The 14,184-nt window shown below is 69.8% G+C and carries 16 protein-coding genes and 1 tRNA gene; 13 read left to right on the forward strand and 4 right to left on the reverse strand.

Going from position 1 to position 14,184, the window contains the following annotated elements; all coding sequences use genetic code 11:
* Nucleotides 1-1,374: 1,374 nt before the first annotated feature.
* From ABZ885_RS05425 to ABZ885_RS05435, 3 genes are all read right to left on the reverse strand, one after another.
* Nucleotides 1,375-2,109: a hypothetical protein gene (locus tag ABZ885_RS05425; protein WP_360183619.1), complete on the reverse strand. Its 735-nt coding sequence runs from the start codon at nt 2,107-2,109 to the stop codon at nt 1,375-1,377.
* Nucleotides 2,110-2,336: 227 nt separating this feature from the next.
* Nucleotides 2,337-3,023 (reverse strand): HAD-IA family hydrolase, encoded by a 687-nt coding sequence (locus tag ABZ885_RS05430; protein ID WP_360183621.1) that lies wholly within the window; start codon nt 3,021-3,023, stop codon nt 2,337-2,339.
* Nucleotides 3,020-3,868, reverse strand: coding sequence for a GntR family transcriptional regulator (locus ABZ885_RS05435; RefSeq protein WP_360183623.1), 849 nt, complete (start codon nt 3,866-3,868; stop codon nt 3,020-3,022). The genes ABZ885_RS05430 and ABZ885_RS05435 overlap by 4 nt, the downstream gene beginning before the upstream one ends.
* 458 nt (nt 3,869-4,326) lie before the next feature.
* Here ABZ885_RS05435 and ABZ885_RS05440 point away from each other — a divergent pair, with 458 nt between their 5' ends.
* From ABZ885_RS05440 to ABZ885_RS05495, 12 genes are all read left to right on the forward strand, one after another.
* Entirely contained in the window at nt 4,327-4,614 is a 288-nt protein-coding gene (locus ABZ885_RS05440; protein ID WP_360183625.1) for a hypothetical protein, read from the forward strand.
* A 101-nt stretch (nt 4,615-4,715) separates the two neighbouring features.
* The gene (locus tag ABZ885_RS05445) at nt 4,716-6,212 is read left to right on the forward strand and encodes a DUF2637 domain-containing protein (RefSeq protein ID WP_360183627.1); all 1,497 of its coding nucleotides are present in this window, start codon (nt 4,716-4,718) and stop codon (nt 6,210-6,212) included.
* Between the two features lie 47 nt (nt 6,213-6,259).
* Complete coding sequence (locus ABZ885_RS05450; protein WP_360183629.1) at nt 6,260-6,382, forward strand: hypothetical protein; 123 nt, start codon at nt 6,260-6,262, stop codon at nt 6,380-6,382.
* Nucleotides 6,379-6,624 (forward strand): hypothetical protein, encoded by a 246-nt coding sequence (locus ABZ885_RS05455; RefSeq protein WP_360183631.1) that lies wholly within the window; start codon nt 6,379-6,381, stop codon nt 6,622-6,624. The genes ABZ885_RS05450 and ABZ885_RS05455 overlap by 4 nt, the downstream gene beginning before the upstream one ends.
* Nucleotides 6,624-6,797: a hypothetical protein gene (locus ABZ885_RS05460; RefSeq protein ID WP_360183633.1), complete on the forward strand. Its 174-nt coding sequence runs from the start codon at nt 6,624-6,626 to the stop codon at nt 6,795-6,797. Before ABZ885_RS05455 ends, ABZ885_RS05460 begins: the two co-directional genes overlap by 1 nt.
* A gap of 141 nt (nt 6,798-6,938) precedes the next feature.
* The gene (locus ABZ885_RS05465; RefSeq protein ID WP_360183635.1) at nt 6,939-7,304 is read left to right on the forward strand and encodes a hypothetical protein; all 366 of its coding nucleotides are present in this window, start codon (nt 6,939-6,941) and stop codon (nt 7,302-7,304) included.
* 3 nt (nt 7,305-7,307) lie between these two features.
* Complete coding sequence (locus ABZ885_RS05470; RefSeq protein WP_360183637.1) at nt 7,308-7,832, forward strand: hypothetical protein; 525 nt, start codon at nt 7,308-7,310, stop codon at nt 7,830-7,832.
* Nucleotides 7,832-8,821, forward strand: a complete 990-nt coding sequence (locus ABZ885_RS05475; protein WP_360183639.1) for a hypothetical protein — start codon at nt 7,832-7,834, stop codon at nt 8,819-8,821. Before ABZ885_RS05470 ends, ABZ885_RS05475 begins: the two co-directional genes overlap by 1 nt.
* A gap of 265 nt (nt 8,822-9,086) precedes the next feature.
* A complete protein-coding gene (locus ABZ885_RS05480) occupies nt 9,087-9,374 on the forward strand; it encodes a hypothetical protein (protein WP_360183641.1) in 288 nt (95 codons plus the stop codon).
* Nucleotides 9,371-11,362: a DUF3987 domain-containing protein gene (locus tag ABZ885_RS05485; protein WP_360183643.1), complete on the forward strand. Its 1,992-nt coding sequence runs from the start codon at nt 9,371-9,373 to the stop codon at nt 11,360-11,362. Before ABZ885_RS05480 ends, ABZ885_RS05485 begins: the two co-directional genes overlap by 4 nt.
* 257 nt (nt 11,363-11,619) lie before the next feature.
* Nucleotides 11,620-11,805, forward strand: coding sequence for a helix-turn-helix domain-containing protein (locus ABZ885_RS05490; protein WP_360183645.1), 186 nt, complete (start codon nt 11,620-11,622; stop codon nt 11,803-11,805).
* A complete protein-coding gene (locus tag ABZ885_RS05495; RefSeq protein WP_360183647.1) occupies nt 11,805-13,196 on the forward strand; it encodes a site-specific integrase in 1,392 nt (463 codons plus the stop codon). Before ABZ885_RS05490 ends, ABZ885_RS05495 begins: the two co-directional genes overlap by 1 nt.
* Before the next feature lie 150 nt (nt 13,197-13,346).
* On the opposite strand, the gene ABZ885_RS05500 is transcribed toward ABZ885_RS05495, so the two are convergent.
* Nucleotides 13,347-13,427 (reverse strand) — tRNA-Tyr (locus ABZ885_RS05500).
* A 217-nt stretch (nt 13,428-13,644) separates the two neighbouring features.
* On the opposite strand from ABZ885_RS05500, the gene ABZ885_RS05505 reads away from it, so the two are divergent.
* Complete coding sequence (locus ABZ885_RS05505; RefSeq protein ID WP_360183649.1) at nt 13,645-14,133, forward strand: YajQ family cyclic di-GMP-binding protein; 489 nt, start codon at nt 13,645-13,647, stop codon at nt 14,131-14,133.
* Nucleotides 14,134-14,184: the final 51 nt, after the last annotated feature.

Genomic DNA, 14,184 nt, shown 5'->3' on the forward strand with positions numbered 1-14,184 from the left:
GGCCCGAACAGCGTTTCCGCTGTTCGGGCCGGTCTGGTAATCCAGTGGCTGGTGCAGGGTTCGAACCTGCGTAGCTTGCGCGACAGATTTACAGGCCGCTGACCGATCCAAGCTCAAACCGGCCCTGACCTGCTCCTCAACGCACGAACTACCTCACGGGCTTGAGGCTGGTCCGCCACTGGTCCGGATCAAGCTCCCGGTACCTACCGGCCGGCTCGACTGCGAGAACCGTCGGGCCGGGCAGCGGAGCCGGCGCCCAGCAGAACCGTCACTGTTCCCCCAGCGGCAGACAGAACGGCCGGGAGCAACTCAGTGGGCGCCTTAAGCACGATGACGATGATGATCACCGCCACCGGCCAGAACCCGGGCATGGCAGTTGACACGGCGCCCCTGAAAGGCGAAAGACTCATGTTGGTACCTCCATGGGAGTACTGAGCCCACCGCGCCGTCACTGGTTGGCGCCTACGCGGCGTGGTGGGCACTGCTGTGTGGTCAGCGACCGTAGCAGCGGCCACTGTTAGGGCATCGTGGCTACGAAGCCCAGCGATCAGACTCGGATATTGACTCTGAGAAGCAGTCACGATGCGTGACTTCCTCAGCGCTCCTCAGGCTCCCCCAGAGCTACCCACACGTCCTCGCTTGGCGTTGGCCAGGCATCTGCATGTGCGCACGGTAGCTGCGGAAGTTGGCTGATTTCGGCCACCTGTGAGCTTCACCAGCCGTCGCCGCGAGCCAGCGACGGGCGCTCCTCCTTCGAGTCGACATACTCGCCATCCGACGTCGGCAGGGAAAAGCTATACGGGTGGAGGGGTGCCCAACTTCGCCTCCGCTCGATACAAGCCCCGAAAACTTGCAGTGGGGGAAACCCCAAATCAGGCCGCTACCTCAGCGCATATGAGGACCAGGATCCACCTTGACCTGCGGCGATGAGATCCAACGAGAGGACCCCGGGGGCCGATCCCGCCGGAAGGCGCCGGATGCATACCGAAGCTAATGCGGTTTAATGTAGGCTTCCGCTAGCTATCGCGAAATAGCCACCCACGCCTGTTTGGCTGATTCTCGTCGATGGGGCGGCCCCACAGCCCCAGCCCAGCCCTGGCTGGCGCCCGAGCGCCAAGCAACCCACCAGCGGCCGACCCGCCCGAGTATTGACGTACGGGCAGACGCACCTGAACAAGCCGAGCCGCTGGAGGGCAAACCCTCCGGGGCGTTAACTGGCCTCGGCCAGAGCCGAGGCAGAGTCGGCCCTGTTCACCAGCGCACAACCCATGCAGGCTGAGGGGAATCGCGAGGACTGGTGCAACTGGCAGCCAGCTGTTCTCTTATGCGTGGCAAAGTTGATACACAGGCTGCCGTACGTCTCCACCTGCAGGACTAGCTGGATGAGGCGGGCTGCCCTTCATCTGGCGTGGGCTCTGGCGCGTTGAGTTCTTCTTCAAAGAGCGTTGAGTAAAGGCCCCCAGTGCGACCAATGGCCGCCTGCACGACTAGATCGTTGGCCGTGCGGAGACGCCCAATCCCTCTGGCGATTAGCAGGATCGGAAAGAGCGCGGCAATGCCCCAAAGAGGTGTATAGCGCCAGCCCAGAACGATGACGACCGCCAGGAGAGAAAGCCCCATATTTGCCCGGAAGTCGGCCTCAGTTGCTGCACGTCGCTGATCTGCCGATATCTCCTTGTCAGCTGACTGGAGCCTTACTGCCATCGGCTCCACCTCACTCAGAAACTTCTCCCTGAGCTCAACCTGCTTGTCTTCGTCCAGCAGGTGAGGCCTGTTGGCATTATTGGTCCTGTCGCGGATGTATGCCGAGAGGGTGTCGTTCGTCAACTTTGTGACTGCTGCGACACGCAGCCAGCGAGGCCTGATAAGTCTGGCCGCGGCTACTTCGAGCATGGCTCCGATGAGGTACGCGACAAGACTCAACGAAGCCAGAGTGAGGGGTCGCCCGGCTACTTCAACGAGCTGATAGACGTCAGCAGGCAGCCCTGTGGCTGTGGTGCGCGGCGGCACAGAGTTATGAAAGGCGAGCCACAGCGCAACCAGCCAAAGGTAGCCAACAGCCAGCGGCGTGCGGAAGTCGCGAAGACCTGTCAGCAGAGTGGTTAGCACGGCAAGAGGCTAGTGGAGGCGCTCAGGCCATGACGTTCGAATGGGGCCGCGCTGGTCGTCGGCTGTGACGTGATCAAGGCGGCACAGCGACCCAGGAAAGACGATCCTTGCAACAATCGACAGCTCCTGGCCTGCGACGATCATCGGCCTCATGAGAGCTCCGCCTGCCCCGACGCGGAGCCGTGAAAGGCTCTGGAAATTTGTTACCCGGGCCGTTGCGGTGTGAATCAAGCGAGGGCGTCGGCAATGAGCCCCATCGAGTCCACGATCACCAAGGCGCCAGCAGCGGCCAGCTTGGCATCCTTCCCCGGCTTGTTGGCGTAGCCGATCGTTCGGACGCCGGCGGCCTCCCCGGCCTCGACGTCGCGGGCTGCGTCGCCAATGAAGATGCAGTGCTCCGGCCCGGTGCCTGCGGCTTCCATGGCTTCGAGCAGGAGACGCGGGTTCGGCTTCATGGACGAGGGGTCGCCTGGGGCGCGCCCGAAGACGCCGGCCACGTAGGCGCTGAGACCGTGCTCGGTCAGGTAGGCCTCGATGGCCGCGCCTGCGTTGTTGCTGACCACGGAGACCAGCCGGCCGGAGCGTGCAGACGCACGCAGAACCGATTCTCCGCCCGGGGTCGGGCGGGCTACCCGAACAGCTTCGGTCTCCAGCGCGGCCAGCGCAGCGTCCGTGCCCTCCGTGAGGTCGGGCCGCGCGTCCGAGATCAGGCGGAGCAGGGCGAGCGGGTCGGTCTCCTCCTCCGCCCCGGCCGGGGCCTGCTCGCCGGTGGCGAGCAGGCCCTCACGGAGTCGGCGCGCGACCTCCGGGGCGGGAAGGCCGGCGAAGACCGAGCAAACCGGGCCATCGAAGTCGAGCAGAACATGCTTCACCGGCCGCAGGACATCAGCAAGTTGCCGAGGGGCGGTGGTCATGGCTGCCGCTCGTAGGCGATCGTGCTCCACACGCTGTCGAACCACATCTGGGCCTGCTGGACGTACTGCGATCCGAGCGAGGCGTCGTCCGGGCCGGCGGCGTGGTGGAACAGGGTGGTGTCCTTGCCGGTCACGTCGTAGAAGGTGTGGGCCGTGTCGTCGATCGCCACGGTGCGCTCGCGGAGCGGGTAGAAGCCGAAGAACGCCTCCGCCCGGTTCAGGATGTACAGCTTGAACAGGCTGGACGCCCGGTGGACCTTGACCTCGACACTCGCCTTCTGGACGAGGCCCAGCTCAGCCAGCATCTCCACCGAGTGGGCGATGCCGCCGGCGTTCGTCAGGGCGATGTTGCGAGCGCGCGCCCGGAGGGCTTCCTCGTCCTGGAGCCCGTCGACCAGGACCGGCACGGCCATCGGCGCCGTGGTGTCCGGCAGCAGCAACCGAATCGCGATGGACTCCGGCGCCAGCCGGCCGGAGCGGACCTTGTCGAGCGGCTCCTGCAGCGCGTTGTGCAGCGTCTCGCTGGAGAAGCCGGCGAAGTCGAGGGTCACCTGCTGCTGCTCGAAGGCCGCCTCAAGGTGGGGCCGCAGCCCGACCGGTCGAGAGGTCCTCTCACGGACGAAGGAGCCGCTCCCCTGCCGGGTCACGATCAGCCCCTCGGTGCGGAGCAGGTCGAGCGCCTTGTCCACCGTGCCGCGCGCCACGCCGAAGTGCTTCGCCAGCTCGGGGCCGGAAGGAAGCTTGTCGCCGGTCTCGAAGCCCGGCTTCTTCGTGAGGATCGAGGCCCGCAGAGAGCTGCCGACCTGCTGATACGGGGGGCGAGAGTCATCCGGGTCTAGGGCCATGGGCCAATGCTAGGGGAGGTGCCCAACAGGCGCGAGAAACCCAACTCTCTTGACCTGCCTAAGCAGGTTCTCTATGTTGTGAGTGTCGCACCGAGTGAGACAGGAGTGACACAGAGAGGCCTTCTTTGGGCTGCTCTGAGCTGCGCGAATGCGCCCTGAGGGGCGGGATGGCATCCCCCCTGAAGGCAGCGCTTGTTCTTTGACAACTCCATAGGTCCCGCCGAGAACCCCCACGAAGGGAGGTGTCCGGGGAGAGGCGGTGGCAGACCAGGCGGACGGCTCGTAGTGGGCCCCTGCGGGGGTGAGGGTGCGACTCCCTCCCCGTCCACGTGCAGAACGCCGCGCATCCCGCGCTGGCCACTGCCTTCCTTGGGCCCGCGGATCGGGCCGCCGCGCATTCCTTGGCCGGGCGCGCGGCGACCCCGGGCCCACGAACCTACGAGAGAAGAGGTAGACCCGTGAGGTCGATTGTCGCAGGCCAGACGGCCCTGAACGAGGGCGAGTTCGCGGAGCTGGCGCTCGGCGTGGAGTCCGAGTTCACCCGGCTGTTCACCGGGGTGCCCGGTGAGAACGAGGTCGAGCGCGCGGCCCGGAGGGACGCCGCCGGCGACGTCCTGGCGGACCTGCGCCGGGAGGACCCGGAGCTGGCCTCCTATGCGGAACGGCTGCTGAGGATCGCGCCGGTGCCGCTGCAGCGCCCGGTGGTCATCCGCTGCACCGAGAGCGTCGAGCGGGCGGCCGCGTGACGACCATGGCCGCGCCGACGGCCGTTTCAGCTCCGCCGATCGCCGTTTCAACCACACGGCCCGCCGCTTCGACCGCGTCGGCGACGGCTCCGAGCGCGCTGATGCTGGGCCTGACGATCCTGGCCGCGGTCGGCGGCGCGACGCTCGCCGCCATCGGCTTCAGCGGTTCCTACGCCGCGCTGCGGGACCTCGGTTTCAGGCACGGCTTCGGGGACTTCAGCTACGCGTTCCCGGTCGGCGTGGACGCCGGGATCGTGGCCCTGCTGGCGATGGACTTGCACCTGATCCGCAAGGGCACCCCGTGGCCGATGCTGCGGCTGCTGGCCCACGGTTTCACCGCCGCGACGATCTACTTCAACGCCGCCTCCGCCGGGCCGCTGCTGAAGGATCCGACCGGCACCGCGATGCACGCCGTCATCCCGATCATGTTCGTCGCGGTGGTCGAGGCCGGGCGGCGCCTGGTCATCCGCATCACCCGAATCGAGGCCGGCCACCAGAGCGACGGGGTGCCGCTGCACCGCTGGATCCTCGCCCCTTGGCCGTCCTTCCGGATGTACCGGCGGATGCGCCTGAACGGCATCGACTCCTACGACCGGGCGGTCGGGCTGGAGCGCGAACGGCTCGTCTACCGGGTGATGCTGGAGCGCGAGCACGGCGGAGACTGGCGCAAGGCACCCGCTGACCAGCGCCTTCCGCTCACCATGGAGCGCTTCGGGCTGAGCGTGGACGAGGCCCTGGCCCTGCCGCTGGAGGCCGAGGAAAGCGCCCGGCTGCGGGCCGAACGCGCGGCCGCGTTCGAGGCCGAGGTCACCGCTCGCGCCGAGGCTCGGACCGCGGACGCCCAAATCTCCAGCCTGCGGACGGCGGGCCGGATCGAGGCGGCCGGGTACGAGGTCGGAGCCGAGACCGCTGCTGCCCGGGCCCAGGCCCAGGCCCGGACGCTGGCCGCTGGCCGGGAGGCGGAGGCCGCCGAACGGCTCGACCAGGCCGAGGAGGAGCTGAAGGCCGCCGCCGCCGAACAGGAGGTCGCCGAGGCCCGCCGGTACGCCGCTGAAACCGACCGGACCGCCGCCGAAACGGAACAGGCCGCCGCTGAAACGCGACGCCGTACCGCTGAAACGGACAGCGAGGCGGCGGCTGTCGAGCGGGCCCGGGCCGAGGACGAGGAAGCCGCCCAAGCCGCCCGGCTGAGCGCGGCTGAAACGGCCAAGGCTGCGGCCGAAACGGAGGAGGCCGCCGCTGAAGCGGGCCGCCGCGCGGCCGAAGCCGAGCGCGACATCGCCGCCGCCAAGCGCACCCAGGCCGGCACCGAAGAGGCCGCCGAGTCGGCCCGGTTGCGGGCCGCTGAAGCCCGCCGGCGCGCGGCTGAAGTCGAACTGCGCGCGGTCGAAATGGAGGACGAGGCGAAGCTGACGCCCTCCGCCCGGGCCACCCGCCGCGTCGCCCGCATGATCCTCGCCGACGGCGCCGGCAGCCCGGACGCCGTTGATCTCCAGACGATCGCCGAGACGCTCGGCGTCTCCCTCGCCACCGCCTCCGGACGCCGCTCCGAGGCCGCCGAACTGATCGCTTCCGGCTACACCCCGAACGCTGCCTGACCTGCACGAAGCCTTGCCCCACCACACCGCACACGGAGGGCAGTGTCATGACCCTGACCAGCACCCGACCCACCATCCTCCCGATCACCCACAAGGACCGCGCCCACGCCGCCGGCGCCGCCACTCGCTTGCTCGCCCGTCTCGTCGGCGCGAAGGGCGGTGCCCGATGAGCGCCCACAAGCAGGTGCCCGGCCTGGGCATCGCCCGCCTCGACGGCGGCGGCCTCGCCTACCGCTTGGCCGAACCGTTGACGATCGATGAGGTCGGCGGCCTGGCCCGCCAGTCCTGGTGCCGCCGCCTGGTGGTCACCGACGCCTCCGCCGACGGCCGGCGCCCCGCCGAGGTCAGGGCGATCTGCGAGCTGGACGGCGAGCCGTTCGTCCTCGTCGGCCGGATCGGGGAGGGCGCCTGATGTTCGGCATCGGCAAGAAGCAGCCCGCCCAGCCCCAGTCCCGCCAGCAGCGCAGGGCGAAGGCCGTCCGCAGGGCGGACAGGGCCGGTAACGCCGCGATCGACGCGCTCCCCACCAGCCGCAGCATCACGAACTGGCGGCACATCCCGGACGCCCCGCGGCGCCCCTCCTGACCACCCATCGGGCCCGGCCTCCCCGGCCGGGCCCCTCCCCAAGGAGAACCCCGTGGGCTACACGCTGTGCCTGCTGTTCCTGCTGGTCGACGCCGCGATCACCGTCCTGTGTGTCCGCGAGCTGATCCGCCGGGGGTGGAAGTGAGCTACGACCAGATCCCCCAGCTCCCGGCCGACCACCACAAGGCCGTCGACTGGGACCGCGTCAAGCGCGCGGCCCGCCTGCAGCACCCGGTCCGCACCGCCGCCACCCTGTGCGCCGGCGCCGTCCTCGGCCCGTGGTGGACCAGCCACGCCGCGATGCCGCTCATCAAGCTCTACGGCGCGGCCGCCGCCATCGGGCTGACCGCCATGACCGGCGTGTACGCCTCCGTGGTCATGACCATCGGCCGCATCCGCCCCATCGTGCGGCGCCTGGCCGCCGTCGCCCTGGTGACCGCGATCAGCGGCACCCTCTACGCCGCCCCCGTCCGCGACCTCATCGCCGCCTGGATCATGGAGAGCTGAGCTGTGAACCTGATCGACTTCACCCACGTCGTCACCCGCGCCGGAGCCGCGTTCGGGTTCGCCGTCATGGCGATCACCGCCATGGTGCTCTACTACTCCAACGGCCGGAACCTGGCCGCGCTGAAGCGGCGCGCCACCTGGCTGCCCTGGGCCGGACCCGCCCTCACGATGGTCCTGGCCTCCGCCGTCACCGGCGGCGTCATCGGCAAGATCTCCGGCGGCTTCACCGGGACCGGCAACAAGGCCGGCCAAGCGGTCGGCCACCTCGGCATCGGCCAGGACGGTGCCGGCGCCGTCGACATCTCCACCGGCGGGGTGCTCTCCTACTCCGGCTCCTGGCTCGTCCTGGTCCTGGTCGTCGGCGTCGCCCTGTTCATCTACTTCGCAAAGAGCTGGAAGGAGCGGGCGCTGGCCCTCTCCGGCGCGCTGACCGGCGCGACCTGGGGCATCGCCTCCTCCATCGGCGGCTGGGCCGCGATGGTCGGCGTCCCGCTGGTCTCCTGGATCGGCGAGCTGGTGATCGGCTGATGGCCGGGCCCACCATCGTCCGCACCCAGCGCGGCGCCCAGCACATCGCGCTGTTCCTCGCCCACTGGGCCGGCGGCCACACCGTCAGCGAGGAGGAGATCATCCGGCGCATCGTCAAGGCCCGCCAGGAAGCCCACGCCACCGCCGTGGCCGAGGCCGGCCGCCAGGCGAAGGCCGCCCACAAGAAGGCCACCCGGCTCCGCCGGTCCGCCGACGAGAACGGCGGCCTGGTCCCGGCCCACATGACCGCGCTGGCCACCGCCGACTTCGAGGCCCGGCGCCACGACGCCGCGCTGAGCGCCCTGGGGGAGTTCACCGTGCCGGTGCTCGACCCGGGCCACGTGCGGCACCGGCGCCACCGGATCGCCGCCTGGCGGTGCGCGATACTCGCGTCGCCGGTCGCCGGAGTGCTCACGGCCTCGTGGATGTTCTCGGGCACCGTGTTCCTGTTCAGCGTGCTCGGCGGCGTGGGAGCCTGCCTGGCACGCGGGGACAAGCCGTTCAACCTCGTCGTCCGCGCGGTGCCGGCCGAGCTGGTCGCCGCGACGCCGCTCGTGGTCCCGATCGCATCCGCCAGCGTGGTGGAGCCGGAGCCGGAGTCGACGCCGGTACCGGTCGACTCGGGGGAGTGGCGCGACGAACTCCGCCTCTACGTCGAGCACGCCGTCGCACACGCCGACCTCCAGGGCCGTGCCGGCGTCCATGCCGTGGACCTCCTCAACGGCCTCCACGAGTCCGGACGCTACCTCGGCTTCACGCGGTCGAGCTTCCCCGCGAAGCTCCGCGATGCGGGTCTGCCGGTCACCGGGATCAGCATCAAGGGCGACAACCAGCTCGGCGTCCGGTGCGACCAACTCACCAAGGCCCTCGGCCACTCCCCGCGGCTGCCCGCCCACCTGGTCCCCGACCTGACCCACGACGAACCGGTGAACGCGGGTGAGAGCCACCCCTTCCAGAGCCACTCCCCCGCCACGCGGCGGACCGCCTAGACGCGCTAGACGCGCAGGTCAGATGTCTAGCGTCTACGTCTAGCCCCGGATCTAGCCCCTCTTCGGAAGGGGATGTGGATCATCCGACGGGGGCACCGGGCCAGTGCGGCCCTTGCCGCAGCGGCGAGTCGAGAACCACCGCTTCGGCCTCGAAGACGACTGACCCGCACAGCACGAAGCCCCGCACCAACCGTCGACCTTGCCGGGTGACTGGCGGTTGCTGCGGGGCCAATCCGATCCCTCTCAGAGACCAGAGGACTTCAGCATGCCCGGAAACACCACCCCGCCGCAGCCCCGCTGCGAAGCCGCCCACCTCGGCGACGCCAGCCCCTGCGAGGGCCCGCGTGACGCCGTGATCGTCCTCGACCGGCACGGCGACGCCGCCAAGGCCTGCGTGCACCACGGCACGCGCCTGTACGCCAGCCTCGTCGGCCCCCAGGTCCACCCCGGCAGCGTCCCCGGCGCGGCCACCGAGGTCTACGACCGAGCCCAGGCCACCTCCGCGTTCGCCTGGCTCGACCACCACCAACTCCCCAACCAGGACGAGCGGTGACCGAGAACTCCCTGAACGTGATCCCGTTCCGGCCCGAGCCCTCCGAGGTCCTCACCGCCGAGCAGGCCGTCATCGGCGCCGCCCTGCTCGACCCCGCGCGCATCCCCGCCCTCGCCGAAATCCTCGGCGACCCCGGCGTGTTCTACCGGCCCGCCCACGAGACGATCTGGCGCACCATCACCCGGATGAACGCGGCCGAGCGCCCCGTCGACCCGCTGCTGCTGACGGATGTCCTGCACGCCCAGGGCGACCTGAACAAGGTCGGCGGGCCCGGCTACCTGCACACCTGCATCGCCGCCACCCCCACCGCCGCGAACGGCGAGTACTACGCCGACCTCGTCCGGGCCAGCGCCGAACGCCGCCGCATCAACACCGCCACCAGCCGACTCGCCCACCTGGCCGGCGACCAGCACGCCGACCTGGCCGACGTCCGCACCGCCGCCCTGGCCGCGCTCGCCGACCTCGCCTCCGGCGAGACCTGGCTCGACCCCGTCCCGCTCGGCTCCCACGGCGCCCTGCCGACCTTCCCCGTACAGGCCCTGCCCGGATGGGTCGGCGCCTACGTGGAGGCGGTCGCCGAGTTCACCCAGACCCCGCCCGACGCGGCCGCCACCATGGCGCTGGCCGCGCTGTCGACCGCCGCCGGCGGGCGGGTGAACGTGGAGATCCGGCCCGGCTGGCGCGAGCAGTCCAACCTCTACCTGACCTGCGCGATGCCCCCGGCCAGCCGCAAGTCCGACGTGTTCGCGTTCACGATGGGCCCGGTCTACAAGGTCGAGGCGGAGCTCCAGGCCGGCGCCAGGGCGGCGATCATCGAGGCCGAGACCGCCAAGGACGCCGCACTCGCGGAGGTCGAGGCCCTGATGTCCAAGGCCCGCAAGAACCCCAACCTCGACCGCACCCAGCTCGTCGCGGAGATCTCCGCCGCGAAGATGCTCTCCGAGGAGATCACCGTCCCGCCGAGCCCGCGTCTGACGCTGTCCGGGGACATCACGTCCGAGACCGTCACCAGTCAGCTCGCCGTGCACCGCTGCCTGGCCGCGCTCTCCCCCGAGGGCGACCTGTTCGACAACATGGTCGGCCGCTACAGCAGCAAGCCGAACCTGGGCGTGTTCCTCCAGGCCCACAAGGGCGAGCGGCTCCAGACGGACCGCATCACCCGTGAGCAGCCCACGGTCGACAAGCCCGCCCTGACCATCGGCGTCACGCCGCAGCCGGCGGTCCTCCAGGAACTCGGCGCCGCCCCCGGGGCCCGTGACCGTGGCCTGCTCGCCCGCTTCCTCTACTCCCTGCCACCCTCCAACCTCGGCTACCGCAAGGTCCGCACCGACCCGATCCCCGACAAGGTGGCGAACGCCTACGACCGCAACCTGACCCGTCTGCTCCACGCCATGACCGACCTCACCGAACCGGTCACCGTGCTCATGGACCAGGCCGCCGACCTCGCCATCGAGAAGCTCCAGGAGCGCGTCGAGGTCCAGCTCCGCCCCGACCAGCCGCTCTCCCACATCAAGGACTGGGCCGGCAAGCTGGTCGGCCACATCGCCCGGATCGCCGTCCTGCTCCACCTCGCAGACCACGTCGCCTCCGCCCAGGACTGCAACGCCTGGCGCGCCGGCCTGGAGGCCGCCACCGTCGACCGCGCGGCCGAAATCGCCGAGTACTACACCGCCCACACCCTCGCGGTCTTCGACCTCATCGCCGCCGACCCGGCCACCGAGGACGCCCACGCCCTCCTCCAGTGGCTCCAGCGGCCGAAGAAGGACGGCACCCACCGCACCCACATCAAGGCCCACGACGCCGTAGCCAGCAGCCGCCGCTTCAAGAAGGTCGCCGACGTCGAACCCGCTCTCACCCTCCTCGAACAACACGGCTGGCTCCGCACCGACCAGCCCCCTGCCGGCGGCGGACGTGGTCGCCCCCAGGCCGTCACCTACCGCGTCCACCCGGCCGCGAGCACCCCCACGGACACGGACGCGGCCACGTAACCGTCAGGGATGTCAGGACAAAGCCCTGACCAGCTCAAAGTGCCACCGGACGGCCTGTCAGGGAGCGTCAGGGCTTTTAGGGATACCCGGGATTCCCTGACAGTCCTGACAATCCCTGACGCCCTGCCAGCGGCCATATCTGCAGGTCAGCGAGTTCTCCTGACATCCCTGACGCCTTCCGCCCTCCACGTCCACCCGCGAGAGGGCGCGCGACACTCCGCAGTCATCAATCCGCACCCACAGCAGGAGACTTCGCCATGCCCAAGCGCGAACTGCTCAAGCTCCCCGTCGTGCTCGCCGAACTCGGCATGTCCCGTGCCGCCTTCTACCGGATGCGCGCCCGGGGCAAGGCCCCGCGCCTCATCAAGCTCCCCAACGGCCAGGTCCGGGTCGACCGCGCCGACCTGGACGCGTGGCTCGACTCCTGCGAGGTGGCCGCCTGATGCCCACCTCCTACAAGGTCAAGTTCTGGGAGCACCGCCACCGCCCGGACCGGCGGGCCCCCTGGATGGTCCGCTGGACCGTCGCCGGGAGGGAGTGCTCCGAGTCCTTCCTGACCAAGACCGCGGCCGACGGCCGAAAGGCCGAGCTGATCTCCGCCCTCCGCGACGGGCAGCCGTTCGACGTCGATCGCGGCCTACCGCTCTCCGAGCTCCGCAAGGAGAAGCAGATCAGCTGGTACGAGCTCGGCCGGAAGTACGTCGAGGCCCGCTGGGAGGGGGCGCCGGCCAAGACCCGTACGACCTGGGCTGACGCCCTCGCCACGGTCACGTTCGAGCTGGTGAAGTCGAAGGCCGGCATGCCGGACAAGCGGATCGTCCGCCGGGCCCTCTACAGCTGGGCCTTCAACGTGAACGCGTGGGAGGAGGAGCCGCCGGCGGACTGGGCCAAGGCCCTGGCGTGGGTGCAGAAGCAGTCCGTGCCGGTCTCCGCCTTCGAGGAGCCGCCGATGGTGCGCCGCCTGCTGAACGCCTTGGCGGTGAAGCTGGACGGCAAGAAGGCCGCCCCCTCAGTGATCCTGCGCAAGCGCCGCATCCTCGGCCACCTCTTCGGCTACGCCGTGGAGGAGGGCTATCTGACCGCCAACCCCCTCCCGACCGTCCAGTGGCAGCCGCCGGAGAGCGAGGAGGAGGTCGACCCGGGCCTGGTGGTCAACGAGGACCAGGCCGCCGCGCTCATCGAGGCAGTGGGACGCCAGGGGAAGCGTGGGGCCCACCTCCGGGCCTTCTTCGCCTGCCTCTACTTCGGCTGGCTGCGGCCGGCCGAGGCCGTGTTCCTCACGCTCTCGCGCTGCTACCTGCCCGCCGAGGGCTGGGGATACGTGGTCTTGGACGAGACCCGGCCGCGGGTCGGATCGTCCTGGACGGACGACGGGACGTCGCACGACAAGCGCGGACTGAAGCACCGGGCCGAGAAGGCGACCCGCCGCGTTCCGATCCCGCCCGAGTTGGTGGCGATCCTGCGGGAGCACGTCGCCGCCTTCGGCGCCGCGCCCGACGGGCGGCTGTTCCGCACGTCCAGGGGCGGGATGGTGCAGGAGAGCGGCTACGGGGTCGTCTGGCAGCGAGCGCGCGCCGAGGTGCTGTCGCCCGCCGAGTGCGCCACGAAGCTCGGCAAGCGGCCGTACGACCTGCGGCACGCCGGGATCTCGCTCGGGCTGAACTCCGGAGTCGACCCCACCGAGGTCGCCCGGCGCGCGGGGCACAGCGTGGCCGTCATGCTCCGGGTCTACGCGAAGTGCCTGCACGGCACCGTCGAGTACGCGAACGAGCTGATCTCGAAGCGGCTCAACCGGAACCGCCCGGCGCCGCCGGCCCCGGATCCTGGTCCGTAGCTGGTCCGGAACCGCTGGTCAGAACTGGGATCCGGGTGAACGAGGTGAGACAAACCACCCAGAACGACCATCCGGCATGACCGGTGTTCGAGCACAACGAAATAGGCCCTGATCTGCGCTTCCGCAGATCAGGGCCTGTTTTCTATCCAGTGGCTGGTGCAGGGTTCGAACCTGCGTAGCTTGCGCGACAGATTTACAGTCTGCTCCCTTTGGCCGCTCGGGCAACCAGCCAGGATTGGTGTCTCCCCGGGCGCTTGCCCCGTTCGACGTCGTAAACGATACCTGATGCCGGGGGGTGGTTCGCCACTCGGTTGACCGCGTGACGATCACCGGGTGCGGCGTGGCTGTCGCGGGCGGGGGCGGGGTGGGGCTGGATAGGCTGGGACGGCGGGCGCCCGGTGGGGCGGGCCGTGCCAGTGAAGCCAGAGCATCAAGGAGACCAACACCCATGGCCGACTCCAGTTTCGACATCGTCTCGAAGGTCGAGTGGCAGGAGGTCGACAACGCGATCAACCAGACCTCCCGTGAGATCGCCACCCGCTTCGACTTCAAGAACGTCGGCGCCGAGATCAGCCGCTCCGGCGAAACGATCGAGATGAAGGCCAACGGCGAGGAGCGGGTGAAGGCCGTGCTGGACGTGCTGCAGAGCAAGTTCATCAAGCGCGGCCTGTCGCTGAAGGCTCTGGACGCCAAGGAGCCGCAGCTGTCCGGCAAGGAGTACAAGATCTTCGCGGACGTGAAGGAGGGCATCTCCCAGGACGATGCCAAGAAGGTTGCGAAGATCATCCGCGACGAGGGCCCGAAGGGCGTGAAGGCCCAGGTCCAGGGCGACGAGCTGCGCGTCAGCTCGAAGAGCCGGGACGACCTGCAGACCGTGCAGGCGCTGCTCAAGGGCAAGGACCTCGACTTCGCGCTCCAGTTCGTGAACTACCGCTGATACCGGCGGGAGACGCGGTGAGGCCCCGGTCCCGGGTTCGGGGCCGGGGCC

Origin of the sequence: Kitasatospora sp. NPDC047058, assembly GCF_040643935.1 — a bacterium.
Taxonomy (GTDB): Bacteria; Actinomycetota; Actinomycetes; order Streptomycetales; family Streptomycetaceae; genus Kitasatospora.

What these genes read in the sequence shown, in the direction of transcription:
- ABZ885_RS05430 (WP_360183621.1), bottom strand. Translation starts at nt 3,023, where the DNA reads ATGACCACCGCCCCTCGGCAACTTGCTGATGTCCTGCGGCCGGTGAAG.
- ABZ885_RS05435 (WP_360183623.1), bottom strand. Translation starts at nt 3,868, where the DNA reads ATGGCCCTAGACCCGGATGACTCTCGCCCCCCGTATCAGCAGGTCGGC.
- ABZ885_RS05445 (WP_360183627.1), top strand. Translation starts at nt 4,716, where the DNA reads ATGCTGGGCCTGACGATCCTGGCCGCGGTCGGCGGCGCGACGCTCGCC.
- ABZ885_RS05450 (WP_360183629.1), top strand. Translation starts at nt 6,260, where the DNA reads ATGACCCTGACCAGCACCCGACCCACCATCCTCCCGATCACCCACAAG.
- ABZ885_RS05455 (WP_360183631.1), top strand. Translation starts at nt 6,379, where the DNA reads ATGAGCGCCCACAAGCAGGTGCCCGGCCTGGGCATCGCCCGCCTCGAC.
- ABZ885_RS05460 (WP_360183633.1), top strand. Translation starts at nt 6,624, where the DNA reads ATGTTCGGCATCGGCAAGAAGCAGCCCGCCCAGCCCCAGTCCCGCCAG.
- ABZ885_RS05475 (WP_360183639.1), top strand. Translation starts at nt 7,832, where the DNA reads ATGGCCGGGCCCACCATCGTCCGCACCCAGCGCGGCGCCCAGCACATC.
- ABZ885_RS05480 (WP_360183641.1), top strand. Translation starts at nt 9,087, where the DNA reads ATGCCCGGAAACACCACCCCGCCGCAGCCCCGCTGCGAAGCCGCCCAC.
- ABZ885_RS05490 (WP_360183645.1), top strand. Translation starts at nt 11,620, where the DNA reads ATGCCCAAGCGCGAACTGCTCAAGCTCCCCGTCGTGCTCGCCGAACTC.
- ABZ885_RS05495 (WP_360183647.1), top strand. Translation starts at nt 11,805, where the DNA reads ATGCCCACCTCCTACAAGGTCAAGTTCTGGGAGCACCGCCACCGCCCG.
- ABZ885_RS05505 (WP_360183649.1), top strand. Translation starts at nt 13,645, where the DNA reads ATGGCCGACTCCAGTTTCGACATCGTCTCGAAGGTCGAGTGGCAGGAG.